Raw genomic sequence first — 25540 nt, 5'->3', positions numbered from 1 at the left:
ATTGTGAGACCCCTTATAATCCGCTCCAATACCACCATAAATAGAATATTTACTCGTTTTTCTTTATGGTATATAAAGAATGAATATTCTATATTTGAACAATGCTAATTCAACTTGGAAAGCCCTTTGACTAGGTTCTATTCTTGAAGGCATGCATATCACTCCATTCTCTTCCGGACGGGTGACGAATCAGAGCACCCAATTGTCTTCCGGATCGACACTGCCTCACGAATCTGAACAGAATTTCTCCCTGACTGCAGGTGGGCAAAAGCGCTCCTCTGTCTTTTCACGCTTTAAAGCACCCGTGCATTCTCTTGCTCGTATTGGTGCAGCGTGCCTTATTGCGGCATCCGCAATTCTTCCCGCTGGCCAGATTGCGACGGCAGCTCCTGCCTCTCAGCGCTCCAGTGCTACCCCCTACCTGGTTGGTGCAGGTGCGGCGGATATTACCGGTGAGCCCGGTGAGGTCGGCTTCATGGGTTACGGTGAGACCTCTCAGAAGGGTAGCGGTGTGCATACTCGCCAGTACGCACGCGCTTTCATTGCTGTGGATCGAGCCTCGGGTAAGCGCAACCTCATTGTTGTACTCGATACGTTGACCAGTTGGCAGTCTTTGCGTGATGAGCTGGTGAAGCGTATCCGCGCTGAGTTTGGTTCTGTGTACGATGAATCGAACATTATGATTACTGCAACCCACACTCACGCAACTCCTGGCGGTATCACGCACCAGAGCCTGTACAACATTACGACTCTGGGCTTCCATCAGGACACGTTTAATGCACAGGTAGATGGGTCACTGAAGGCGATTCGCCAGGCGACGAAGGACCTTGCGCCCGGTAACCTGACGATTTCTTCTTCAAAGCTGACTGGTGTCGGTGTTAACCGTTCTCGCGAGGCGTTCAACCTGGACTCTCCTGAGATTCGCTCTAAGTTGCCCGGCGGTACCGATCCGACCAATATGACTCTGCGTCTGGAGCGCAACGGTAAGACTCGTGCGGTGTTGAACTGGTATGCGATTCATCCGACGTCTTTGACCTCGAAGAATACTCTGATTTCGAGTGATAACAAGGGTTATGCGGAGTATCTGCTGGAGACTCAGGATCATGGTGTTGATCGCAATGTTCCCGGTAGCGGTGATGGTTTCGTGGCAGCGTTTGCAAATGCTAATGCTGGTGATGTTTCTCCGAATACTTGGTTGAAGCCTGGTCAGGGTCCCACTAATGACCAGTTCAAGAATGTGAAGATTCAGGGTGAGAAGCAGGCTAATGCTGTGCGTTCTCAGCTCAAGAGCGCGGGTACTCCGGTGGGTAAGGGTCTGGATTCGCGTATTTCGTACTTCAATTTCTCGGGTATGAACGTGGATGCCAAGTACACCGGTAGTGGCCATAATGAGCGTACCTGCCAGGGCTTCCTGGGTACTCCGTTTGGTGCCGGCTCCACTGAGGATGGCGGCGGTGGTTGGGCTGTCTATAAGGAAGGCTCTGGTCGCCCCTCTATTTTGGGTACTTTGGTGTTCACTCCGAGTGCTGCGCAGACGCGTTGCCAGCAGCCGAAGGGCATTCTCTTCTCTGCAAAAAATGGAACGATCATTCAGGAAAAGTATCCGGTGCAGATTATGCGCTTCGGTGACTACTACCTGCTGGGTATGCCCGGTGAGTTCACCGGTGCGGTAGGTGTGCGGTATCGTCAGGATGCTGCCAAGCTCTTCGGTGTTCCCGAATCGCACATTATTCTGCAGGGCTACACCAACGCCTACGACCACTACGTGACGACTCCTGAGGAGTATGACTCCCAGCAGTATGAAGGCGGCGCGACCCTCTTTGGTCGTTACACCTCCAGCGCGTTCCGTCAGACCATTAATGTTGTTGGAACTTCGCTGAAGAACGGCACGCCGCTGGGTATTGGCGACCGTCCGAATGATCGTCGCCCGGTAGCCAGCCTGCAGGGTAAGGTCGTCTACGATACCCCGATGTTCGGCACTCGTTACGGTCAGGTGACCCAGCAGCCTCAGGATGCGATTGCTGGCCGCCAGGAAGTCTCTGCTCGTTTCGTGGGTGCGCACCCGAACAACAACATGCATCACGACGGTAGCTACTTTGTAATTGAGCGTCGTGTGGGTAATACCTGGAAGTACTACACCGGGGATAACAACCCGGATACCTTCTTTGAATGGAAGCGCATTGGTGTTTCGGCGTCTCAGGTGACGGTTCGCTGGAAGGTGCCGGCTAATACTCCTAAGGGGCAGTACCGCATTCGCTACTACGGCAATGCTAAGAAGAATTCGAAGACTATCACCCCGTTTGAGGGTCAGACTCGAGTCTTCCAGGTGGTGTAGCTCAGTAGCCGCTGCGGCAGACCTATAACTGAATACTTTCTTGCGGGAGGCGGACGCGGTTCTGTGCTCGCCTCCCGCAAGTATTGAAGCCGTCAAGAATCGTGTGTGTGATTCTTGGCGGCTTTCTGCTTTGGATCGCCTCAGAGAGGGTGCAGGGGAGCGGTAAATCCCAACAATGTAATTTAAGTGAGGTAAATCATCAGCTTTTGCCCTTAGATGGGGGCTTAAAAGCAAAGAATCCCAGTTCTGGCGCTAGATTAAGTGGGATTTAACCTGTATAGTCTTATCCGAAGTACTTGAGCTCGGTGCACAAGGATCCACCCCCGGTGGGTTTACGCGGGATATTTCCCGAGGGCACGGGCATGATGAATCAATGGCAGTATGGATACCGTCCTTTGGCGTTGCTTTTTGCTGACGCCTAAATGCCATTTTTAAGCGTGCCCAAAAACTTTTTCACCTCTGATGGTGGGGAATTTTAGCCTTGAGAACTCGCCGAGATGTCGAGGAACCTATAGAAACCAACCGGATATGCATCCGAGCGTTTCTGATAACCGAGAGCACCCATCCAACGTGATGGGGGCCAGTAAGTTTATACGGGCTTCTCTAACGAGAAACCTGATCAAGCAACGGAGAAAACGTGCCTACTATTCAGCAGCTGGTCCGCAAGGGCCGGACTCCCAAGGTCGTTAAGACCAAGGCGCCCGCACTGAAGGGCAACCCCATGAAGCGTGGCGTGTGCACCCGTGTGTACACCACCACCCCGAAGAAGCCGAACTCGGCACTGCGTAAGGTCGCTCGTGTCAAGCTCAACGGCGGCATCGAGGTTACCGCATACATCCCCGGTGAGGGTCACAACCTGCAGGAGCACTCGATTGTGCTCGTTCGCGGTGGTCGTGTGAAGGACCTCCCCGGTGTTCGCTACAAGATCGTTCGTGGCGCTCTGGATACCCAGGGTGTTAAGGGTCGCGGCCAGGCTCGCTCTCGCTACGGCGCTAAGAAGGAGAAGAAGTAATGCCTCGTAAGGGTCCCGCTCCCAAGCGTCCCCTCGTAAACGATCCTGTTTACGGTTCTGCTCTGGTCACCCAGCTGATCAACAAGGTTCTGCTGGACGGCAAGAAGTCCGTCGCAGAGCGCATCGTCTACGGTGCCCTCGAGGGCGTCGAGAAGAAGACCGGTTCTGACCCGGTCGCAACCCTGAAGAAGGCTATGGACAACATCAAGCCTTCTCTCGAGGTTCGCTCCCGCCGCGTTGGCGGTGCAACCTACCAGGTTCCGGTTGAGGTTCGCCCCGGCCGTTCCACCGCTCTGGCTCTCCGCTGGCTCGTTGGCTTCTCCAAGCAGCGCCGCGAGAAGACCATGACTGAGCGTCTGATGAACGAGATCCTGGATGCATCCAATGGTCTCGGTGCCGCTGTGAAGCGTCGCGAGGACACTCACAAGATGGCCGAGTCCAACAAGGCCTTCGCACACTACCGCTGGTAATTCTCCGTTTAGAGCCTGCCGAGTCGATTCGAGTCGGCAGGCTTTCGGAGTATCTCATTTAGGGAGAATAACGTGGCACTTGACGTGTTCACCGACCTTAACAAGGTCCGCAACATCGGTATTATGGCGCACATCGACGCCGGTAAGACCACCACCACTGAGCGCATTCTGTTCTACACCGGTATTAACCACAAGATTGGTGAGACTCACGACGGCGCTTCCACCATGGACTGGATGGCTCAGGAGCAGGAGCGAGGTATTACCATTACCTCCGCAGCAACCACCTGCTTCTGGAAGGACAACCAGATCAACATTATCGACACCCCCGGTCACGTCGACTTCACCGTTGAGGTTGAGCGCTCCCTGCGCGTCCTCGACGGCGCAGTTGCTGTGTTCGACGGCAAGGAAGGTGTTGAGCCCCAGTCTGAGACCGTTTGGCGCCAGGCTGACAAGTACGATGTCCCCCGTATCTGCTTCGTCAACAAGATGGACAAGATGGGTGCTGACTTCTACTTCACCGTTCAGACCATCATCGACCGCCTGGGCGCACGTCCGCTGGTTGTTCAGCTCCCCATCGGCGCTGAGAGCGACTTCCTCGGTGTTGTTGACCTGCTCGAAATGAAGGCATACGTCTGGCCCGGCGACGCCAAGGGTGACGTGAGCATGGGTGCTTCTTACGAGGTTCAGGACATTCCTGCTGACCTGGTTGAGAAGGCTGAGCAGTACCGCGCTGAGCTGGTTGAGGCTGTTGCTGAGTCCAGCGAAGAGCTCATGGAGAAGTACCTCGAAGAGGGCGAGCTGACCATCCCCGAGATTAAGTCGGGTATCCGTCAGCTTGTTATCTCCGGCGAGGCATTCCCCGTTCTCTGCGGTTCTGCATTCAAGAACCGCGGTGTTCAGCCCATGCTGGACGCTGTGATTGAGTACCTGCCCTCCCCGCTGGACGTTCCGGACGTTGTCGGTTCCAACCCCTCCAACGAGGAAGAGAAGCTGACCCGTAAGGCATCCGCAGACGAGCCCTTCGCCGCACTGGCGTTCAAGGTTGCAGCTCACCCGTTCTACGGTCAGCTGACCTACACCCGTGTTTACTCCGGTGTTGCAGCTCAGGGCCAGCAGGTTCTGAACTCCACCAAGGGTAAGAAGGAGCGCATCGGTAAGCTCTTCCAGATGCACTCCAACAAGGAGAACCCGGTTGAGGAGATTACCGCAGGTCACATTTACGCTGCGATTGGTCTGAAGGACACCACCACTGGTGACACCCTGTGCGACCCCGCACACCCGATTGTTCTCGAGTCGATGACCTTCCCCGATCCCGTGATTTTCGTGGCTATCGAGCCCAAGACCAAGGGTGACCAGGAGAAGATGTCCACCGCTATCCAGAAGCTTTCCGCTGAGGACCCCACCTTCACCGTTTCGCTGAACGAAGAAACCGGTCAGACCGAAATTGGTGGTATGGGTGAGCTGCACCTGGACATCATCGTTGACCGTATGAAGCGCGAGTTCAAGGTTGAGGCTAACGTTGGTAAGCCTCAGGTTGCTTACCGCGAGACCATCAAGAAGGCCGTCGAGAAGGTCGACTACACCCACAAGAAGCAGACCGGTGGTTCCGGTCAGTTCGCAAAGGTGCAGGTCTCCTTCGAGCCCCTGCCCCTGGATGGCGAAGAGCTGTACCTGTTCGAGGACAAGGTCACCGGTGGCCGCGTTCCTCGCGAGTACATCCCCTCGGTCGACGCTGGTATCCAGGACGCTATGAAGTTCGGTGTCCTCGCTGGCTACCCGATGGTGGGCGTGAAGGCAACCCTGATCGACGGTGCTTACCACGACGTCGACTCCTCCGAAATGGCGTTCAAGATTGCTGGTTCGATGGTCTTCAAGGAAGGCGCTAAGCGCGCTAACCCGGTCCTGCTCGAGCCGCTGATGGACGTTGAGGTTCGTACCCCCGAGGAGTACATGGGCGACGTTATCGGCGACCTGAACTCCCGCCGTGGCCAGGTTCGTTCCATGGAGGACGCATCCGGCGTTAAGATCATCAAGGCTATTGTGCCCCTGACCGAAATGTTCGGTTACATTGGCGACCTGCGTGGTAAGACCCAGGGTCGTGCAGTGTTCTCGATGGCATTCGATAGCTACGGCGAGGTTCCCAAGAACGTCGCTGACGAGATCATCCAGAAGAGCCGCGGCGAGTAATTTCCGCGTCTTGCCCGTGGGCCACGGGTCAAAAACCTGTGGCCCACGTCAAAATTTTCAATTAAATCCATTATTGAGAGCATGAACAGTTTCATCTCTGCGGCGTAATCCGCTATTGTAGACGCTAGACCGTTTTATAACGGGATGCGCCGGAGCGAAGATCCGCGTGCATGTTTTCAATCGTTCTAGGAGGAACACTCTTGGCTAAGGCTAAGTTCGAGCGCTCCAAGCCTCACGTTAACGTCGGTACCATTGGTCACGTTGACCACGGTAAGACCACCCTGACCGCAGCAATCTCCAAGGTTCTGGCTGACAAGTACCCGGACCTGAACGAGAAGCGCGACTTCGGTATGATCGACTCCGCTCCCGAGGAGCGCCAGCGCGGTATTACCATTAACATTGCTCACATCGAGTACCAGACCGAGAAGCGCCACTACGCACACGTTGACGCTCCCGGCCACGCTGACTACGTCAAGAACATGATTACCGGTGCGGCTCAGATGGACGGCGCAATCCTCGTGGTTGCAGCTACCGACGGCCCCATGGCACAGACCCGCGAGCACGTTCTGCTCGCTCGCCAGGTTGGCGTCCCCACCCTGCTGGTTGCACTGAACAAGGCAGACATGGTTGACGACGAAGAGCTCCTCGACCTCGTCGAGATGGAGGTCCGTGACCTCCTCTCCTCGCAGGAGTTCGACGGCGACAACGCTCCCGTTGTTCGCGTTTCCGCACTGAAGGCTCTCGAAGGCGACCCCGAGTGGGTTGCTAAGGTCGAGGAGCTCATGGACGCAGTCGACACCTACATTCCGGACCCCGTGCGTGAGAAGGACAAGCCCTTCCTCATGCCCATCGAGGACGTCTTCACCATCACCGGTCGTGGCACCGTTGTTACCGGTCGTGCAGAGCGCGGTACCCTGAAGATCAACTCCGAGGTCGAGATCGTCGGTATCCGCCCGATTCAGAAGACCACCGTTACCGGTATCGAGATGTTCCACAAGCAGCTCGACGAAGCATGGGCAGGCGAGAACTGTGGTCTGCTGTTGCGTGGTCTGAAGCGTGACGATGTTGAGCGTGGTCAGGTTGTCGTGGAGCCGGGCTCCATCACCCCCCACACCGAGTTCGAGGCAAACGTCTACATCCTCTCCAAGGATGAGGGTGGCCGTCACAACCCCTTCTACTCCAACTACCGTCCTCAGTTCTACTTCCGTACCACTGACGTGACCGGCGTTATCACCCTCCCCGAGGGCACCGAGATGGTTATGCCCGGTGACAACACCGAGATGACCGTTACCCTGATCCAGCCCATCGCAATGGAAGAGGGCCTCGGCTTCGCTATCCGTGAGGGTGGCCGCACCGTTGGTTCGGGTCGCGTTACCAAGATCATCAAGTAATTGCCGTAAATTTACGACAATTCGCTAAAGATCTGCCGGAGAGAAAACTCTCCATCAGGTAGCGATACTCAAGGACCCCCGCATCTGCGGGGGTCCTTTTGTTATGCTCTTTTGAAGAAGTGGGGAGCTGAAGCTCTGTCTGCTTGTCTGCAACGGAACCGATACACAACAGCGGTCATGGGGCGTTATAGCGGCTTCTGAGAGCCTCTGAGAGCCTTAGAGAGGAGCCGGAGAATAAAGCCGAAACCCACGGTAGAAAACGCCAAAATTAAGGGTTGCGAGAGCAACCTGTGCTGTATAGCTGATATTTCTTCTGAGGAGCTTATTAAATGCTTCCTGTGGCCCTGCGCTCCGACGCCGAGTCTATAGTTACAAGCCCCGCAGCGAATCTTCTCATTTCCCTCGTATTGCGAAGCTCCACGGGCCCTCTCCGCGTAGAGGAACGCTAGCCCCCAATATATGTGAATCAGGCACCGTACAAGCGCTCGCTCTTGCAGAGCACAAACTGAGCGGGTAGGGTGGGGGAATCTGAGAAGCGAAGAACTAGAGCTGATTTCTTGGTGTGGAGAAAAACTAAAGCTGGCTGTTTGAGAGTAAAGAAAAACGGTTCCCAGCCCGAAGGCTGGGAACCGCGATTCGAATGACTGCCCCTCGTAAGGGACATAGGTAATCCTACTACAGAATGCCGCAGGAAAAGAACCTATACCTGCAACAGGTTAGATATTCTCCCCGTCACGAGGCTGGTATCCCTGCTGAGGAACCGGAGGCAGCTGCATCTGGACATTACCCTGGGGGTACATACCCTGCTGATTTTGAGGCTGTGAGAAATCCCCAAGCTGCTCAGAATCCTGGTGCGGAGCTACTGCATCCTGCTTGTTCTGTCGCACCAGCAGACGCCAGATAACGCCGGCAATAAGCAAGATAGAGATAATCAGCAGGGTCAGCGGGTTCAGACCATTGAGCAAAATTGCCAAATCGAGGGTGACCAAGGCGGTTGCAATATAGGTCCAGACTCGGTCGAGCAGCAAAGCGCTCAGGAGAGTCAGAGCGATGCCGAGTACCAGCACCACAATATCCGGACCATCAGCGGGAACTGCCCACGTTACCAGGGTGAGAAATACCTGCAGACCCAAAGCCCAGTACAGAGGAGAATCCGATACCTGCTCGTCTACAGGCCTCTTTGCGATGAAGTTCTTGAGAACCTTGGCAGCTACAACAGCCAGCAGAATCAGGAGAGCAACCTCAAGAATGACGCTCAGGGGATTGGACTTCGAGTAATCAATGACCAGACGGGCGATGAAGAGGCTGAACGCCGTAGTGCAGACGGTCGGCAGGTTCTTCGCCTTGGTGACAGACACGAAAGACAGAGCGCCCAGACCCCAGAGAAGTGCGTTGAGTTCTACCTGCTTGGGCTCAAAAGCCAGCCCAACGAAAGTGTAGAATCCCAGCACCGCCAGAGCGGGAATCATCAGCAGCGTATTGACCGGTGCATAGATGCTCTGGCTCAGGGGGCGGCGAGACATGAAACGCGCGTAGGGGGCACCCAGCGGGCCGTGCATCGGCAAATCAACCATCGTATTACCGACCGGGACAGCAATGCGAGGACGAACGTTTGCGTTCACACCGAAGACCTCAACCGGGAGCGTGACCTTCAGAACGAACAGGATAACGACGGCAATCAGAGCGTAGTAGCCCAGAAGAGTCATCATCATTGTGCTTTCCCTCGTGTTGAAGAGATTCCATAGAGAACCAATGCAGAAAGTCGTGATACTGATGGAGGCACCAATCTGCATGCGGGGGATCCTGAAGATGAGTGCAAGTACCCATACGGCGATGAAGATCATCGGAGTTGCTACTGCGAACAGAAGATTATCAAAGTCGCCAATGAAACGGCCTACGCTCAGGATAGAACCAAGAGTAAAGAAAGTCGCTGCTGCGTATGCCTCGTAGTTTCGCTTGGAGTACGCGTAGAGTAGCACGCTGCACAGCGCCTGAACCGCCAGCAGGGCAAGTACGAGGAAGTCTACAAGCGATTCCTTCATATTGCCGCTGATAGCGAGCAGAATGACAGACCAGCAGATGGGGAATCGTGCAACGGTGAGTAGTTCCGAACGAATCGAAGAGCCAGCCGGCATAAAGAAACCAAGCGCACCGTAGACGACGGTCAGGAGCGACGGCAGTGCTACAGCGATGTACTCCTTCTGCAAGTCGTACAGCAGGTAGTGTCGCGAGCCAATCGTCGCGATAAGCAGAGTCGAGTAGAACGCGATACGGACAAACATGACAAGCGTGGAGCGGAAGGACCCAACGTCCGAAAGTCGCAACGCGCGAGCCAGAATAAGAGCGCCCAGCACGCTCAAGAAGAGGACGGCACCCGAGAAGAGAGGGAAACCAATCCAGAATCGGCCATGCGCTCCGCCATCAGCATGGTTAGCTACGTACCCGACGAAGAGAGCAAAAACGCCCAAGAAGAGGTAAACCGACATCTCTACAAGACGGTAGCTTGCGTTCTGCGCTGCAACGCCCTGAGAGAGGACAAAAGTCAGTAGCGCAATAACGGCGCAGACCAACGCAAACATCAAAAGCGACTCAGAAGTCTGCATCTCAGGAATGAGAGCGAGGAAGAGTTGAATCATACCAATGGCATAACCGATGTTGCTCAGTACCGCTCCAGCGGTACGTGCCTCAGGGGCCTTAGCACTGACCAGATAGATGACTACTGCCGCGGTAAAGAAGAGGTAGAAAGTACCCTGATTGCCGGGGGACGCGTACATGCCAACAACTGGAATGAGCGCTACAAAACTCATGAGTAGCAGAGGCTGGATTGCCTTGCGGTACAGCAAGAAACTCACAATGCAGAGGACACCAATAACCCAGGGGGCAGGGAAGATACCTTGATTACCTTCTGCATAAGGAAGGAAAGCGCTCCAGCGCGTTGCGTATACAGGGCTATCGGCAGCATGAGCAGTGAAGAAGGCATCAATGAGAGCGAAGAAAGAGAAGAACACGCCGACGCATGCGTCAATTGCCGGCAACCACTCCATCTTGTGAGCGGGATGGTGAGGAGCTTCCTTCGCCCAGGGGATAGCCGGGGTGCTTTGAACCTGCTCGGGCTGTTCATCAGTAGCAGGAGCAGAACCAGCAATAGTCTTCTGCAGACGAGGAATAAATACGTAAGCAGAAATCAGGTTAACAACCAGGACCGAGACGAAGAAAATGCTGGGGAACCACGGGCCGTGATCCGAGTCCATGATGAAGGAGAGAACAGACGCAATCGGGTAGATACGTGCCTGGGCATAGTAATCTGCCGTACCGTTCAGCCACGTGAAAAGAATGGCATGCACAGACATGACTGCAAACGCAATACCCGCATCCGTATAGCTCAAATCGTTGGTGAAGAAGAAAATAGCGATGGCAGTAGCCGGAACAAAAATGCGGGAAGAATCAACAAGACCTTCGCGGATGCCCTTCGGAGCAGCATTCGGGGCAAAATGCAGAACCAAACCCAGAACGGTGGCAACTGCAGTCAGTGAAACAAAATACCAAACGAAAGGCAGAGCCGCTACCTTTGTAGCCGCCAACGAGTCCGAAACAATGAACGAAATCAGCAGGTACGCCATCACACGGTTACGCATGAGGGCACAGGCTCCAACAATGGCTGCAGTGCCAACCAGAGACGTGAGAAGCCAGATGTAGCGTCCTTCAGTCCAAATCTTGAGGACATAGATAGCAACGCCGGTCAGAGGAATAAACGCAAGACCGGTTGCTGCAAAAGAGTAGGAGGCAATACGCAGGCGCTCTACGAAACGGTAGGTGAGCAGACCGGCTCCGTAGAAGACGACTGCTCCAAGCGCCATTGCGAGGACACGGAAGATAGCCGTTTCATCCTGAGAAGACGTCACAGAGGTGACAAAAAGACCCGCAGCACCGATGAGCAGGAGCGAACCGATGTACAGAACAATATTGAGGAAGATGTCCTCATTGACCCGGCGGCGCTGCGCAGGAGGCTGAGGATACGGACCCGACAGGGACGGGGGAACGTACAGACCGAGACCTTGCGGCTGGACATACTGAGGGCTCTGAGATGAAGAGTGAGAGCTAGAGGATGCCTGATGAGGTTGTGTCGGCTGAGACATGGTTTCTCCTTAGGCTGTAGTGATACTTCTACGATACGAGAGTCTTTAGACCTAAAAGCTTTATTACGAGCAATAAAGCGCATGGAACTTACTGAAAGTAGATTGAAAGCTCCCTGAGAGTTGCATTCAGGGAAGTGCCTCAAATTGACAGAGACAGTTAAGTGTTCTTAAGCACTTAACTCGTGTTTGTATTGCGTAAGCGCTCTATCTCTGAGAGAATTGACGACGTTGTCAAAGCGTCTACCTGCACTAAAGGTAGGCCCACGTATGACCCGGTCCGAAGGATGACGGGACGAGTTTGTCTAGAAAATAGGCGACACGCCCGAGTTCGGGGGTCGGTACTCAGGCGGGGTGAGGAACCCGGCAAAGCCGGATTCAGTCCGTTCTGAGTGGCGCACGTGATGAATATATCGCGTTCCTTAAGCGCTATAACAAAGGGGCAAAAGCTCCGATACAGGGAATACATCAAGAAAGAGAGTCCGACAGATGGCGGGACAGAAAATCCGCATCCGTCTGAAGTCCTATGACCACGAGGTCATCGATTCTTCGGCACGGAAAATCGTCGAAACGGTAAAGGGCGCAGGCGCAACTGTAGTTGGCCCCGTGCCGCTGCCGACCGAGAAGAACGTTTACTGTGTTATCCGTTCTCCCCACAAGTACAAGGACAGCCGCGAGCACTTCGAGATGCGTACGCACAAGCGTCTGATCGACGTTGTTGATCCGACCCCCAAGGCTGTTGATGCCCTCATGCGTCTCGACCTGCCGGCAGACGTAAACATCGAGATCAAGCTGTAGAGGATCGCATCTAATGACTAACAAATTCGAGCGCCAGGTGAAGGGCCTGCTGGGCACCAAGCTCGGCATGACCCAGGTCTGGGACGAGGACGGCAAGTTCGTGCCCGTCACCGTCGTCAAGGCTGATTCTAACGTTGTTACCCAGATCCGTAACCAGGAAACTGACGGCTACGAAGCTGTTCAGATCGGTTTCGGTGCAATCGACTCTCGCAAGGTTACCAAGCCCCTGGCTGGTCACTTCGAGAAGGCCGGTGTTACCCCCCGTCGCCACATCGTCGAGCTGCGTACCGCAGATGCTTCTGAGTATTCCCTCGGTCAGGAACTGACCGTTGAGCTCTTCGAAGCAGGCCAGAAGGTCGACGTCGTTGGTAAGACCAAGGGTAAGGGCTTCGCAGGTGTTATGAAGCGTCACGGCTTCAAGGGTGTTGGCGCGTCTCACGGTCAGCACAAGAACCACCGTAAGCCCGGTTCCATCGGTGGCGCATCCTACCCCGCACGCGTGTTCAAGGGTATGCGCATGGCTGGCCGTATGGGCGCAGCACGTCACACTACCTTGAACCTGACTATCCAGGGTGTGGACGCAGAGAACAATGTCCTGCTGATCAAGGGCGCAATCCCCGGTCCCAAGGGCGGCGTTGTTCTGGTTCGTACCGCTGTGAAGGGAGCCTAATACATCATGGCTGTTAAGACCCTTAAGGTAGACCTGCCCGCAGAGATTTTCGACGCGCAGGCATCCGTGCCCCTGCTGCACCAGGTTGTCGTTGCACAGCTCGCTGCTGCACGCCAGGGCACCCACAAGACCAAGAACCGCGGCGAGGTTTCCGGTGCAGGCCGTAAGCCCTTCAAGCAGAAGGGTACCGGTAACGCACGTCAGGGCTCCATCCGTGCACCGCACATGACCGGCGGTGGCGTTGTTCACGGTCCGACCCCGCGTAACTACGCACAGCGCACCCCCAAGAAGATGATCGCCGCTGCACTGCGCGGTGCTCTCTCCGACCGCGCTCGTCACGACCGCGTCCACGTTGTCGAGAACTTCATCTCCGGTGAAACCCCCTCGACCAAGGCTGCAAAGGCTGCATTCGCAGCTATCACCGAGCGCAAGAACATCCTTCTTGTGATTGCTCGTGCAGAGGACGTTGTGGCTCTGTCCGCACGTAACCTGGAGAACGTCCACGTTCTGTACGCAGATCAGCTCAACACCTACGATGTGCTGGTTTCTGACGACGTGGTCTTCACCAAGGCAGCATTCGACGCATTCGTTGCTGCAGCTCAGAAGAAGGAGGGCGCTAAGTAATGAGCGTTTCCACCAAGTCTGTATACGACGTGATCATCGCTCCCGTCGTTTCCGAGAAGAGCTACGGTCAGCTCGACGAAGGTAAGTACACCTTCGAGGTTGCTACCGATTCCAACAAGCTGGAAATCAAGCAGGCCATCGAGAAGATCTTTGACGTCAAGGTTGCTTCCGTCAACACCATCAACCGTCAGGGCAAGCGCAAGCGCACCCGTTTCGGTTGGGGCGCTCGCAAGAACACCAAGCGTGCGATTGTGACCCTCAAGGAAGGCACCATCGACATCTTCGGCGGTCCGCAGGCATAAGCCCCGCGGAGACCACTTTAACGAAGGAAGAAATATCTAAATGGGTATTCGTAAGTACAAGCCGACGACCCCGGGTCGCCGCGGTTCGAGCGTTGCTGATTTCTCCGAGATCACCCGCTCCACCCCGGAAAAGTCCCTGCTTCGTCCGCTTCACAAGACCGGCGGCCGTAACAACACCGGCCGCATCACCACCCGTCACAAGGGTGGCGGCCACAAGCGCCAGTACCGTCTGATCGACTTCCGTCGTCACGACAAGGACGGCGTTAACGCACGCGTTGCACACATCGAGTACGATCCCAACCGTACCGCTCGCATCGCGCTGCTGCACTACTTCGATGGTTCCAAGCGCTACATCATCGCTCCGAACAAGCTCGCTCAGGGCGACATCGTCGAGTCCGGCCCCGCAGCTGACATCAAGCCCGGTAACAACCTGCCCCTGCGCAACATCCCCGTTGGTACCGTGATTCACTGTGTCGAGCTCCGCCCCGGTGGCGGCGCAAAGCTGGCTCGTTCCGCAGGTGCTTCTGTACAGCTGGTTGCTAAGGAAGGTAAGTACGGTCAGCTCCGTCTGCCCTCCGGAGAAATCCGCAACGTGGATGTTCGCTGCCGCGCAACCGTTGGTGAAGTTGGCAACGCTGAGCAGTCCAACATCAACTGGGGTAAGGCAGGCCGTAACCGCTGGAAGGGCATCCGCCCGACCGTCCGTGGTGTGGTCATGAACCCGGTTGACCACCCGCACGGTGGTGGTGAAGGTAAGACCTCCGGTGGTCGTCACCCGGTTAACCCCAACGGTAAGCCCGAGGGTCGTACCCGCCGTCCCAACAAGGAAAGCGACAAGCTCATCGTTCGTCGCCGTCGTACTGGCAAGAAGCGCTAAGGAGCCTGAAACATGCCTCGTAGTTTGAAGAAGGGCCCTTTCGTTGATCAGCACCTCTACCTGAAGGTTGCAGCTCAGAACGAGAAGGGCACCAAGAACGTAATCAAGACTTGGTCGCGTCGCTCGATGATTATCCCCGACATGCTCGGTCACACCATCGCAGTGTACGACGGTCGCAAGCACGTGCCGGTGTTCATCACCGAGTCGATGGTTGGTCACAAGCTCGGTGAGTTTGCTCCGACCCGCACTTTCCGCAGCCACGTGAAGGACGACCGTAAGGGCAAGCGTCGCTAATCGGTTCACACCGATAAGCTAACGTTTCCCTTTCGGCAATAGACGAAAGAGAGATAGGCAATGGAAGCCAAGGCATCAGCGCGTTTCGTTCGCGTTACGCCTATGAAGGCCCGCCGTGTCGTCAACCTGATCCGTGGTAAGCAGGCGGAAGAGGCTCTGGCGATTCTGAAGTTCGCCCCCCAGGCAGCTTCGGAGCCGGTATACAAGATCGTTGCTTCGGCAGTAGCTAACGCTCGTCAGAAGGCAACCCAGCAGGGTCTGCCCTTCCGCGAGGAAGAGCTGTTCATCAGCGAAGCATTCGTGAACGAGGGCCCGACCATGAAGCGCATTCAGCCCCGCGCTCAGGGTCGCGCATACCGAATCAACAAGCGCACCAGCCACATCACCGTGGTAGTTGCTACCCCGGAGAAGGAGGAGGACCGCTAAATGGGTCAGAAAATTCACCCGAACGGTTTCCGACTGGGCATCACCACTGACCACGTCTCCAAGTGGTTCGCTGATTCCAACAAGCCCGGCGAGCGTTACGCTGACTTCGTCCGCGAGGACGTAAAGATCCGCGAGCTGCTGGCTAAGAACCTGGATCGCGCAGGCGTTGCAAAGGTCGAGATCGAGCGTACCCGTGACCGCGTGCGTGTGGACATTCACACCGCTCGTCCCGGTATCGTGATTGGCCGCCGTGGCGCAGAAGCAGACCGCATCCGCGGCGAGCTCGAGAAGCTCACCAACAAGCAGATTCAGCTGAACATCCTCGAGGTTGCTAACCCCGACCTCTCCGCTCAGCTGGTTGCACAGAGCATCGCAGAGCAGCTCGCATCGCGTGTTGCATTCCGCCGTGCAATGAAGAAGGCAATCCAGTCCGCACAGCGTGCAGGTGCAAAGGGTATCCGTATCCAGTGCTCCGGCCGTCTGGGTGGCGCTGAAATGTCCCGTTCCGAGTTCTACCGCGAAGGCCGTGTGCCCCTGCACACCCTGCGTGCGAACATCGACTACGGCTTCTTCGAGGCTAAGACCACCTTCGGTCGCATCGGCGTGAAGGTCTGGATCTACAAGGGCGACCTGACCGACAAGGAGCTGGCAGCTCAGCAGGCAGCAAACAACCGCCGTGGCAACCGCCGCGATGGTGACCGCCGCCGCCAGGGCAACCGTGGTCCTCGTCGCGAGCGCCGCAACGAGAACGCTTCGGCAAAGGTCGAGGCCAAGACTGCAGAGAACGGTGAGGCATAAATGCTTATTCCCCGTCGAGTAAAGTACCGCAAGCAGCACCACCCCAAGCGTAGTGGTCTCGCAAAGGGCGGCACCGAGGTTAGCTTCGGTGAGTGGGGCATTCAGGCCCTGTCGCCCGCATACGTGACCAACCGCCAGATTGAGGCTGCACGTATCGCAATGACCCGTCACATCAAGCGTGGCGGTAAGGTCTGGATCAACATTTATCCCGACCGTCCGCTGACCAAGAAGCCCGCTGAAACCCGTATGGGTTCCGGTAAGGGTTCGCCCGAGTGGTGGGTCGCAAATGTCAAGCCGGGTCGAGTCATGTTTGAACTCTCCGGTGTGTCCGAAGAAGTGGCTCGCGAGGCAATGCGCCTGGCAATCCACAAGCTCCCGATGAAGGCACGTGTTGTGCGTCGCCGCGAAGGTGGTGAATAAGCGAGATGGCAGTAGGATCCAAGGACCTGAGCATCGATAAGCTCGCAGAGCTCTCCAACGAAGAGCTGGCTGCAAAGCTGAGCGAAGCGAAGAAGGAACTCTTCAACATCCGCTTCCAGGAAGTCACCGGTCAGGCTAACGCAGGTCGTCGCCGCACTATCAAGCGCGACATCGCACGTATCTACACCGTGCTGCGTGAGCGCGAGCTCGGTATTCGTCCCGCAACTGAAGGTGAGTCCAAGTGAGTGAAGTAAAGAACGAAGAGCGCGGCTACCGCAAGACCCGCCGCGGCTACGTTGTCTCCGACAAGATGGACAAGACCGTTGTCGTCGAGGTCGAGGACCACGTGAAGCACGCACTGTACGGCAAGGTCGTTCGCCGTAGCTCCAAGATCAAGGCACACGATGAGCAGAACGCTGCTGGCATCGGTGACCTCGTTCTGATTGCAGAGACCCGTCCGCTGTCCGCTTCCAAGCGCTGGCGTATCGTGGAGATCATCGAGAAGGCTAAGTAAGCCCTTTTCACGACTCTCTGCTAGAGCAGTAAAAGAACCCCTCTCCTACTTCGGTAGGAGAGGGGCTCTTTGCGTTTAACCTTTGTTAGGGAAAACTAGGGCGGGCGCCCTATGACATGGGCTAATAACAGACGCTAAGACAATATCTGTCATAAATGTCTTGATATGTCATACGAGAAAACAATATTTTTTCTCTCGCGTTGATGGCGCAATCCACGAGTAGATGCTACTAGAGAAGAAAGCGCATGTGGAGGCGGAATTAGGGCGAAAAATGAAAAGTAATACGTGAGTAAGGCGCCTGGGGACTGCGGAATCCGATGAGCAGCACTTGAAAACAACCTGATTAGGGACTTATTATCAACTTTATAGTTGCTTAGCATAACCTTGCCTAATAATCAGTCGGGTGGCTTTGCACCTTCCGGAGGTTGCACGACCTTTGGAGAAGTACCACTACACATCATTGAGGATCATCATGACTTCTTCACCCAAGCCCTCACGTAAGCTGCTCGCCATTGCTGGCGCACTTTCCGTTGTTGCAGGCTCTTTCGCAGCCGTTCCCGCTACCTTTGCGGCAAACGTCTCCGCATCCGTTCCCGGCGGGAACTCCCAGAACTCCACTGAGGAATGCCGCCACATTGCAGTGAGCGCTACCCAGTACCAGGGCCTGCCCGGCCAGTACCAGCTAGCATACTCGGCAGCAACCTCCTCCCTCTACACCTCCTTCTCTTCCGGCCGCCCGCCGGTACTGACCGGTGGCGTCGGCACCTGGAACGTTGCATCCACCCCGAGCCTTGCCACTGTCTACCAGTTCCCGACCACCGACTTCACCGCACGTGGTGCTACCGCACCGACCGGTAAGCAGATCGAATCTCCCTACGGTATCGCTTACGATGAAGCAACCGGATACGTATGGGTGACCCAGACCCGCGTCAACAAGGTATCTGTCTTCGATCCCGCGACCAACAAGATTATTTGGAGTAGCGCAGAAGGCGACGTCAACCACCCTCGTGAGGTACGCATCGACCCCTCCAGCGGCAAGGTCTTTGTATCTGGCTCCGGCGGCATTAGTGTCTTCGACACCACTCGGCACGCCCTGGTCAAGAAGATTGAATTCACCGACGCCAAGGGCGAATCTGACATCGCAATGAACATGCACGTGGACTCCGCTGATGGCAAGCTCTACGTACCCTCCTTGAGCGCCGGCACCGTGAAGGTAATCGACACCAAGAGCTACGAGGTTGAGAAGACCATTCAGCTGCACAAGGACAATGCTGGAGCCGACCTGAACGCCTCTGACGTCACTATCGACAAGTCTCTGAAGGAAATCTACGTCAGCTCCCAGGGTGACCGTAAGGGCACTAACTCCGGTATTACCGTTTACAATCTGGAAACCGGCGCTTACAAGAAGACCATTCCTTTCGGCTCTCAGGCTCTTGCGATCACCTCCGATGAAGCACGTGACCTGCTGTACGTGACCGATTACGGCACCGGCAATGTCGGTGTTGTTGATGCACGAACCGGCACCGTTGTTTCTCAGGTGTCTACCGGTGCGACCAGCGGCGCAAATGATGTTTTGGTCACTGCAGACGGCAGTGTATACGCTGTAGCACGCAGCATCGAAGGTGCTTCCGCTATCGAAACCGACTACACCATCGATAAGACCACCGGCGAATACCGCACCTCTAGCACCGAGCCCAAGGGCAAGGACAACGCAGACTCCCCGATTACTCCCGGCGTCATGGTGAAGATCAACACCACCGTTGAAACCACCGCGAAGCCTGCTGCACAGACTTCTTCTGAAGAACTGGTGAAGACCTACGCCGACGGCGCTAAGCTCTACGCCGTGAAGGACTGGACCACCGGTGAAACCCTGAAGCTGCGCGGTGAAGGTTTCAAGACTCAGGACGGTTCAAAGGGCTCCGTACTCGCAGTCAAGCTGAACAAGGGCCGCATCTCCGCGAAGGAAGAGCCGAAGCTCAACGGTGCTGAGGGCAACAGCGCCGGCGTCTGGGCGTACATCCAGGCAGATGAGAATGGTAACTTCACCGCTGAGCTGCCGTACCCGACCACTGAAAACTCCAACCTGAAGGAAAACCTGAAGAGCGGCGATAAGGTATCTGTCTTCCTGCTCTCCGGCTCCATGGTTGAAGGCGATACCGCACGTGGTGGTGAAGCGCTCTCCGCAACTGTTGCAGAGAAGAAGGCAGACACCGCTGCGACCTGCGCACCGGCAGAAACTACCCAGGTCGCTGCTGCTCCCTCTGGCGTGACTACCACTTACCCCGCCGGTACTAAGCTGAGCCTGCCTGGTGGCAACGAGCCCACTCCGGCTCCGAGTGAGTCTGCTAAGCCTGAGCCGACTACTCCGGCTCCGAGCGAGTCTGCTAAGCCCGAGCCGAGCACCCCGGCACCCTCCGAAAGCGCAAATTCCAATGAGGTTGTGCACGAGTACAAGGACGGCGCTAAGGTCTACTTCCCCAAGACTTGGGACGGCCAGAAGCTGACCTTCCGCGGTGAAGGCTTCAAGACTCTGGACGGTAAGGGCTCCGTTATCGCGGTCAAGCTGAACAAGGGCGCTATTTCCGCGAAGGAAGAGCCCAAGCTCGAAGGCGTTGAAGGCAATAGCGCAGGCATCTGGGCATACATCAAGGCGGACGAAAACGGTAACTTCACCGCAACCATCGACCGCCCCACCGTGGCAAACTCTAACCTGACTGAAGAACTGAAGACCGGCGATAGCGTTGCTATCTACCTGCTCTCCGGTTCCCTGACCGAGAACGATAACGTGCGCGGTGGTGTGGCTGCAGAATACACCTTCAGCGTTGAAAACCAGGCACCTGCGCCGAAGGTTTCGGAACCGAAGGCATCCGAGTCGGCTAACGCACCTGTAACTAACCCCTCTGAGGCGCCTTCCGCACCGGCAGACTCCAAGGAACAGGTAAAGGAAAACGCTAAGGATCAGTCCAAGGCTCCCGTGGATTCTTTGAACTCCGAGACCCAGAAGAAGGACAACGCTGCTCCGAAGACCTCCGGATCTTCGTCGCAGAACGTCACCTCTTCCAGCAACGGCTCTACCTCTTCGAACTCCTCGAAGTCTTCACTGGCTAACACCGGTGCTTCGGGCGTCGTCATTGCAGCCGGAATTGGCGTTCTTGCCCTGGTCGTTGGCGCAACCGTGCTGGTAGCACGTCGCCGCAAGGCATAGTCCGTACCCCACGGCAGCCCACGATACTACCGCTCGGTAGTAGCTAAAGAGGCAGAGCGGGATCTACTAGATATTCAAGAACCCGATTGACTTTCTGAAACTGCCGATACACATTGAAAGGGGCGGTACCCATCGAAGCGATGGGTACCGCCCCTTTCAGTTTGCATATATGCCTGTTATATAGGCGGAAGGCCTAGACCAGGGGCAGAAGTAGTAGCGGGGGCACCCTATCTGCACTTGCTCGCCCATATTTGACGATTTAACAGCCCCAAAGAATGAAATGTAGGGTTCTAGCGCCTCAGATATAAAGAAAACCCGCACCGAAGTGCGGGTTTAGTGTCAAAGCGAGGTTCGGTCCCTAGACAAACGGATTAGCGAGGAAAAAGGGACCCAAGAAATCTGTCCGATAAGGACCGAACCTCTTATTTGACGCATGCGTCTCTTCTATTATGGTACATCTCGCTGATTTTCGCACCTTGAAGCGTGTTTATTACCAAAAAACTTGATTTTTGAAAAAACAACCCTTAATTTCTAAATTTTTAAGCAGATTTTTTCGGAACGCTGCTTTGAGAAGGGTTCAGAGGTGACGAAATATTACGAAATCCATGGCTCTAGACGCCTCAGGATAAGCATATAAACTCTATAATCTGTCAATATCTCTAGATAGATGTCTTTTGTGCTGATTATATGCAGACTGCAAAGTTTTCGTTGAGTAAATCCACCTCACTCAGATCCCGGGGGAGAGCAATGAGTATTGCCGATATGGGGTATCTTGGCCACGAACGGCGCAGCGCATGGACTACGCCAGAAAAGCCTCAAAGTGGAGGGTGAATCGTAAGATATATAACAGAAAGCTCCGGATGCTAAGCCCGCAAAATATGAGGTGAGCTAGCCTCCAACCTACACAACTCTGGAGATATCTATGGTTCCCTCAGCTTCAGGAGAAGAACAGAAGAGCACCCTGGGCGCCAACCATTTTTCTGTGGATCGTTCTGCGGGGCTCGCTGGGCAGTATCAAGTGGCATACAACCCCGAAGAGAACGTTCTTTTCGTAAGCGGAAGCTTTAATCACACGAAGACCCACGGTACTCTCTGCGCAACAATCGCACGCATAAACGCAGATACCCTGCAGATTGAGAAGACGGCTGTTCTGCCTGCTATCCCGGAAAATAACCCCGGGTTAGAGAACCTCTTCCAAATCCAGGCTGCCTACGGTCTAGCAGCAGACAACGAGCGGGAGCTTCTCTGGACCGGAGGAACCCGCACAAACTCGGTATCCGCATACTCCCAAAAAGACCTAGCGCTCGTATGGGATTCTCTCGCTCTAGGAGTGGAGATGCTAATTCCGCGTGAGCTATACGTTGCACCCAGCGGTTCCGTACTCGTGACCGGAATGGGTGGTTACCAGGTAATCGCTGCACCTAACGCAGAAGGAGAACGCGCGGTTAGCTCTCTTCAAGGGGACGGTCCCGCTATGCTACTAGGACCCGTAGCTGATGAAGCTCGTAGCCGCCTGTACATCCCGAATATTATGCGAGATGAAATCTGGGTTGTGGACATGAACACCTGGGGGCTCGTACGTAGGCTACCCGTAACTGGCGGGGAAGACGCCAATGCTCCAATCGGTGTTCACGGTGTGGAGATTGATTCAACGCGCGGCGAACTGTATGTCTCTGCACAGGGGCGCGAGGGTAAAAACGGCGGTCTATATGTTCTGAGTTTTGAGGGCGAACACCTCGCTTATCTTCCATTCGGCAAAATGCCCACCGATATCTTGCTCGATGCAGAACGCCAGCTGCTCTATGTTGCCGATTTTGGGGGCAAGGGAGACCCAGCCGCTGCTGGCGGCGGAACTGTTACCGTCGTTAACACGCTCAATCGAACCATTGTTGAGACTCTGCAGGTAGCCCCAACCCGTATTAATCACCAGGTCCTGCTGAAGGACGGGAGCGTCATTGCTATCGACAAGGCGGGGGATTACCCTGCAGCTGAGGTTTCCTACGTGCTGGATGCGCACTCCGGTGAATACTATGAGGCGGCGGAAGAGTCTCGCCCCGGAGAAACTCCTCGCGCTATCGTTCGTGATGGTATCGCGAAAGTATATATGTCATAGCTGCAGAGTGAAGAGCAGTTGGTATACCCAAAATAGTCACTGTCGCTCTCTACCCCCTGTGTGTGCACTAGTGGGGTGGGGGAGTAGGACTGGGGTAATCCTATCGCTAGGCCGCGGCAAGTCTGTCGTGGGGGCATATTAAAACGTAGTAAAATATAAATATCTACCATCCTTGTTTGACACATTGTTTGGTAGATTTCTCGAGGCCCCTTCAGTTTCTTATGCGTCAGGAACTACACGAAGGGGCCTCCTGCTTTAAGTGTCAAATAAGCCGCCTTCTCGCTCGGTATTGATGTGGGGTATGAGGTTTTTGGTCTCCGATACATGCATTATCTTGGTGAATAGGGTAGTGGAGACCGAAATCATAGTTAACAAGCCCTTGCGCTAGATACCTGCTTCCTGTACAGTGTTAAGACTGTGTGGCTGTATCCAAATAGCCGCACAACCACGGGCTTCTCGTGCCAGTGCATAATGCCGCTACTTACGGGTGGATACGCCCGCTTCACGCGGGTCCAAATGCTTCTGGCATGGGTTTGCCCCAGGCGTTTCCGCTAACCCCTTCCACAGAGATGGGGCCCGGGGCGTCAACCAATCCCGTAAAAATGTTCCGCAAGGCTGGCTCGCGCCTAAAGCGAGTCGGAACCGGCGAGACGACAGGAGAAATATGATTCAGCAGGAGTCGCGACTGAAGGTCGCCGACAACACTGGTGCGAAGGAAATCCTGACCATCCGTGTTCTCGGTGGTTCCTCGCGTCGCTACGCAGGCATTGGCGACATCATTGTCGCAACCGTCAAGGATGCAATCCCCGGCGGTACCGTAAAGAAGGGTGACGTTGTCAAGGCAGTCGTCGTCCGCACCAAGAAGGAAACCCGTCGTCCCGACGGCTCCTACATCAAGTTCGACGAGAACTCCGCAGTGATCCTGAAGAACACTGATGGTGATCCCCGTGGTACCCGTATCTTCGGCCCCGTGGGTCGTGAACTTCGCGACAAGAAGTTCATGAAGATCGTTTCGCTGGCTCCGGAGGTGCTCTAATTCATGGCTAAGATCAAGTCCGGCGACCTGGTTCAGGTTATTTCCGGTGCAGATAAGGGCAAGCAGGGCAAGGTTCTGAAGGTTCTCCCCAAGGAAAACCGCGTGATTGTTGAGGGCGTTAAGGTCGTCACCAAGCACACCAAGGCTAACCCCCTGACCGGCGCAGCAGGCGGCATTCAGAAGGTTGAGGCACCGATCCACGTTTCTAACGTTGCGATTGTTGACCCCGAGACCAAGAAGCCGACCCGTGTTGGTTTCCGCCTCGAGACTGTAGAGCGTGATGGCAAGGAGCGCACCGTTCGCGTGCGCGTTGCTAAGCGTTCGGGTAAGGACATCTAATGACCGAAACCAAGATCACCCCCCGCTTCAAGACCAAGTACGCTGAGGTCGTCGTTCCCGCTCTGCAGGAAGAGTTCAAGTACGAGAACGTCATGCAGACCCCGAAGATCGTTAAGGTCGTCGTAAACATGGGTGTCGGCGAGGCAGCTCGCGACGCAAAGCTCATGGACGGCGCAATCCGCGATCTCACCGCAATCACCGGTCAGAAGCCGATTGTTACCCGCGCTAAGAAGTCCATCGCACAGTTCAAGCTGCGCGAAGGTATGCCCATTGGTGCACACGTCACCCTGCGTGGCGACCGCATGTGGGAATTCCTGGACCGCCTCGTCACCCTGGCACTGCCCCGAATCCGCGACTTCCGCGGCCTCTCGGACCGCCAGTTCGACGGTAATGGTAACTACACCTTCGGTCTGACCGAGCAGTCCATGTTCCACGAAATCGATCAGGACTCGATCGACCGCGTGCGTGGTATGGACATCACCGTGGTGACCTCCGCGAAGACCGACGAAGAAGGCCGTGCAATCCTGAAGGCACTGGGCTTCCCGTTCAAGACCAACTAACGACTACGTTGTAGGTCCAGACCCCGTTACCGCGGGGTAGGGAAACCACAACGAGGAAGGGCTAAAGCCCACAATGACTATGACTGATCCGGTCGCAGATATGCTGACCCGTTTGCGTAACGCAAACTCCGCATACCACGACACCGTATCCATGCCCTACTCCAAGCTGAAGGCTCGCATTGCAGAGATCCTGAAGGCTGAGGGCTACATCGCCGACGTGAAGGTTGAGGATGCAAAGGTCGGCAAGACCCTGACCCTCGTCCTCAAGTACGGTCCGTCCCGCGAGCGTTCCATCGCTGGCGTGCGTCGTATTTCCAAGCCGGGCCTGCGTACCTACGCAAAGTCCACCAACCTGCCCCAGGTTCTGGGCGGCCTCGGCATCGCAATCCTGTCTACCTCTTCGGGTCTGCTCACTGACAAGCAGGCAGCGAAGAAGGGCGTGGGCGGCGAAGTCATCGCTTACATCTGGTAGTCGGTTAGAAGAGAAAGGAAGAGAATAATGTCACGTATTGGACGTCTCCCCATCTCGGTTCCCGCCGGCGTTGAGGTTAAGGTCGATGGCAACCTGGTCACCGTTAAGGGCGCGAAGGGCGAGCTCTCCCACAAGGTAGCTTCCCCCATCACCGTGGCTCTGAACGAAAACGAGATCGTTGTATCTCGTCCGAACGACGAGCGCCTGTCTCGCTCGCTGCACGGTCTGACTCGTACCCTGATTCAGAACCTGATTATCGGCGTTACCTCCGGCTACGAGAAGAAGCTGGAAATCGTTGGTACCGGTTACCGTGTGACCCCGAAGGGTAACGACCTGGAGTTCGCTCTGGGCTACTCCCACCCGATCAACATCACCGCTCCCGAGGGTATTACCTTCGCAGTGGAGGGTGCTAACAAGCTGACCGTGTCGGGTATCGACAAGCAGCTCGTTGGTCAGGTTGCAGCAAACATTCGTGGTCTGCGTAAGCCCGATCCCTACAAGGGTAAGGGTGTTCGCTACGCAGGTGAGCACATCCGCCGCAAGGTCGGAAAGGCTGGTAAGTAA

Annotated in this window: 24 protein-coding genes; 23 read left to right on the top strand and 1 reads right to left on the bottom strand. The window is 55.6% G+C overall.

The window, feature by feature from the left end; translation table 11 throughout:
- Positions 1-304 precede the first annotated feature (304 nt).
- From HMPREF2836_RS06870 to tuf, 5 genes are all read left to right on the top strand, one after another.
- On the top strand, positions 305-2335 hold the full coding sequence (locus HMPREF2836_RS06870; protein WP_070629930.1) for a neutral/alkaline ceramidase: 2031 nt from the start codon (positions 305-307) through the stop codon (positions 2333-2335).
- A gap of 637 nt (positions 2336-2972) precedes the next feature.
- The gene (rpsL, locus tag HMPREF2836_RS06865) at positions 2973-3347 is read left to right on the top strand and encodes a 30S ribosomal protein S12 (RefSeq protein WP_004005292.1); all 375 of its coding nucleotides are present in this window, start codon (positions 2973-2975) and stop codon (positions 3345-3347) included.
- Positions 3347-3817 carry a 30S ribosomal protein S7 gene (gene rpsG / locus HMPREF2836_RS06860; RefSeq protein ID WP_005504941.1) on the top strand — a complete coding sequence of 157 codons (471 nt, stop codon included), beginning with the start codon at positions 3347-3349 and terminating at the stop codon, positions 3815-3817. The genes rpsL and rpsG overlap by 1 nt, the downstream gene beginning before the upstream one ends.
- Before the next feature lie 72 nt (positions 3818-3889).
- A complete protein-coding gene (gene fusA, locus HMPREF2836_RS06855) occupies positions 3890-6004 on the top strand; it encodes an elongation factor G (protein WP_005508395.1) in 2115 nt (704 codons plus the stop codon).
- A 200-nt stretch (positions 6005-6204) separates the two neighbouring features.
- Positions 6205-7395 (top strand): elongation factor Tu, encoded by a 1191-nt coding sequence (gene tuf, locus HMPREF2836_RS06850; RefSeq protein WP_005508397.1) that lies wholly within the window; start codon positions 6205-6207, stop codon positions 7393-7395.
- Between the two features lie 716 nt (positions 7396-8111).
- On the opposite strand, the gene HMPREF2836_RS06845 is transcribed toward tuf, so the two are convergent.
- Positions 8112-11531 carry a Fe2+/Zn2+ uptake regulation protein gene (locus HMPREF2836_RS06845; RefSeq protein ID WP_070629929.1) on the bottom strand — a complete coding sequence of 1140 codons (3420 nt, stop codon included), beginning with the start codon at positions 11529-11531 and terminating at the stop codon, positions 8112-8114.
- Between the two features lie 486 nt (positions 11532-12017).
- Here HMPREF2836_RS06845 and rpsJ point away from each other — a divergent pair, with 486 nt between their 5' ends.
- The 18 genes from rpsJ to rplF all read left to right on the top strand — a co-directional run bounded on the left by rpsJ (position 12018) and on the right by rplF (position 25540).
- Complete coding sequence (gene rpsJ / locus HMPREF2836_RS06840) at positions 12018-12326, top strand: 30S ribosomal protein S10 (protein ID WP_004005287.1); 309 nt, start codon at positions 12018-12020, stop codon at positions 12324-12326.
- A 13-nt stretch (positions 12327-12339) separates the two neighbouring features.
- Complete coding sequence (gene rplC, locus HMPREF2836_RS06835) at positions 12340-12996, top strand: 50S ribosomal protein L3 (RefSeq protein WP_005504955.1); 657 nt, start codon at positions 12340-12342, stop codon at positions 12994-12996.
- A 6-nt stretch (positions 12997-13002) separates the two neighbouring features.
- Positions 13003-13620: a 50S ribosomal protein L4 gene (gene rplD / locus HMPREF2836_RS06830; RefSeq protein WP_005504957.1), complete on the top strand. Its 618-nt coding sequence runs from the start codon at positions 13003-13005 to the stop codon at positions 13618-13620.
- Positions 13620-13922: a 50S ribosomal protein L23 gene (gene rplW / locus HMPREF2836_RS06825; RefSeq protein WP_005504959.1), complete on the top strand. Its 303-nt coding sequence runs from the start codon at positions 13620-13622 to the stop codon at positions 13920-13922. Before rplD ends, rplW begins: the two co-directional genes overlap by 1 nt.
- 40 nt (positions 13923-13962) lie before the next feature.
- Entirely contained in the window at positions 13963-14799 is an 837-nt protein-coding gene (rplB, locus tag HMPREF2836_RS06820; protein ID WP_005504961.1) for a 50S ribosomal protein L2, read from the top strand.
- A 12-nt stretch (positions 14800-14811) separates the two neighbouring features.
- Positions 14812-15093: a 30S ribosomal protein S19 gene (gene rpsS / locus HMPREF2836_RS06815; protein ID WP_004005282.1), complete on the top strand. Its 282-nt coding sequence runs from the start codon at positions 14812-14814 to the stop codon at positions 15091-15093.
- A gap of 60 nt (positions 15094-15153) precedes the next feature.
- Positions 15154-15519, top strand: a complete 366-nt coding sequence (gene rplV, locus HMPREF2836_RS06810) for a 50S ribosomal protein L22 (RefSeq protein ID WP_005504964.1) — start codon at positions 15154-15156, stop codon at positions 15517-15519.
- Entirely contained in the window at positions 15520-16317 is a 798-nt protein-coding gene (gene rpsC / locus HMPREF2836_RS06805; protein ID WP_005504966.1) for a 30S ribosomal protein S3, read from the top strand.
- Positions 16318-16737 carry a 50S ribosomal protein L16 gene (gene rplP, locus HMPREF2836_RS06800; protein ID WP_005504968.1) on the top strand — a complete coding sequence of 140 codons (420 nt, stop codon included), beginning with the start codon at positions 16318-16320 and terminating at the stop codon, positions 16735-16737.
- A gap of 5 nt (positions 16738-16742) precedes the next feature.
- Positions 16743-16982 (top strand): 50S ribosomal protein L29, encoded by a 240-nt coding sequence (gene rpmC / locus HMPREF2836_RS06795; RefSeq protein ID WP_005504969.1) that lies wholly within the window; start codon positions 16743-16745, stop codon positions 16980-16982.
- A complete protein-coding gene (rpsQ, locus tag HMPREF2836_RS06790; protein ID WP_005508401.1) occupies positions 16979-17251 on the top strand; it encodes a 30S ribosomal protein S17 in 273 nt (90 codons plus the stop codon). Before rpmC ends, rpsQ begins: the two co-directional genes overlap by 4 nt.
- 472 nt (positions 17252-17723) lie before the next feature.
- On the top strand, positions 17724-20456 hold the full coding sequence (locus tag HMPREF2836_RS06785) for an LPXTG cell wall anchor domain-containing protein (RefSeq protein WP_070629928.1): 2733 nt from the start codon (positions 17724-17726) through the stop codon (positions 20454-20456).
- 922 nt (positions 20457-21378) lie between these two features.
- Positions 21379-22569, top strand: coding sequence for a YncE family protein (locus HMPREF2836_RS06780; protein ID WP_070629927.1), 1191 nt, complete (start codon positions 21379-21381; stop codon positions 22567-22569).
- Positions 22570-23233: 664 nt separating this feature from the next.
- Entirely contained in the window at positions 23234-23605 is a 372-nt protein-coding gene (gene rplN / locus HMPREF2836_RS06775; RefSeq protein WP_005504986.1) for a 50S ribosomal protein L14, read from the top strand.
- A 3-nt stretch (positions 23606-23608) separates the two neighbouring features.
- On the top strand, positions 23609-23944 hold the full coding sequence (gene rplX, locus HMPREF2836_RS06770; RefSeq protein WP_005504988.1) for a 50S ribosomal protein L24: 336 nt from the start codon (positions 23609-23611) through the stop codon (positions 23942-23944).
- On the top strand, positions 23944-24504 hold the full coding sequence (gene rplE, locus HMPREF2836_RS06765; protein ID WP_005505001.1) for a 50S ribosomal protein L5: 561 nt from the start codon (positions 23944-23946) through the stop codon (positions 24502-24504). Before rplX ends, rplE begins: the two co-directional genes overlap by 1 nt.
- 73 nt (positions 24505-24577) lie before the next feature.
- Positions 24578-24976 (top strand): 30S ribosomal protein S8, encoded by a 399-nt coding sequence (gene rpsH / locus HMPREF2836_RS06760; protein WP_005505003.1) that lies wholly within the window; start codon positions 24578-24580, stop codon positions 24974-24976.
- A gap of 27 nt (positions 24977-25003) precedes the next feature.
- Entirely contained in the window at positions 25004-25540 is a 537-nt protein-coding gene (rplF, locus tag HMPREF2836_RS06755) for a 50S ribosomal protein L6 (protein WP_070629926.1), read from the top strand.

The organism is Rothia sp. HMSC065C12 (assembly GCF_001812085.1).
Taxonomy (GTDB): Bacteria; Actinomycetota; Actinomycetes; order Actinomycetales; family Micrococcaceae; genus Rothia; species Rothia mucilaginosa.
Note: the sequence above shows the minus strand (reverse complement) of the source record. Positions and strands in the feature narration are given on the sequence as shown.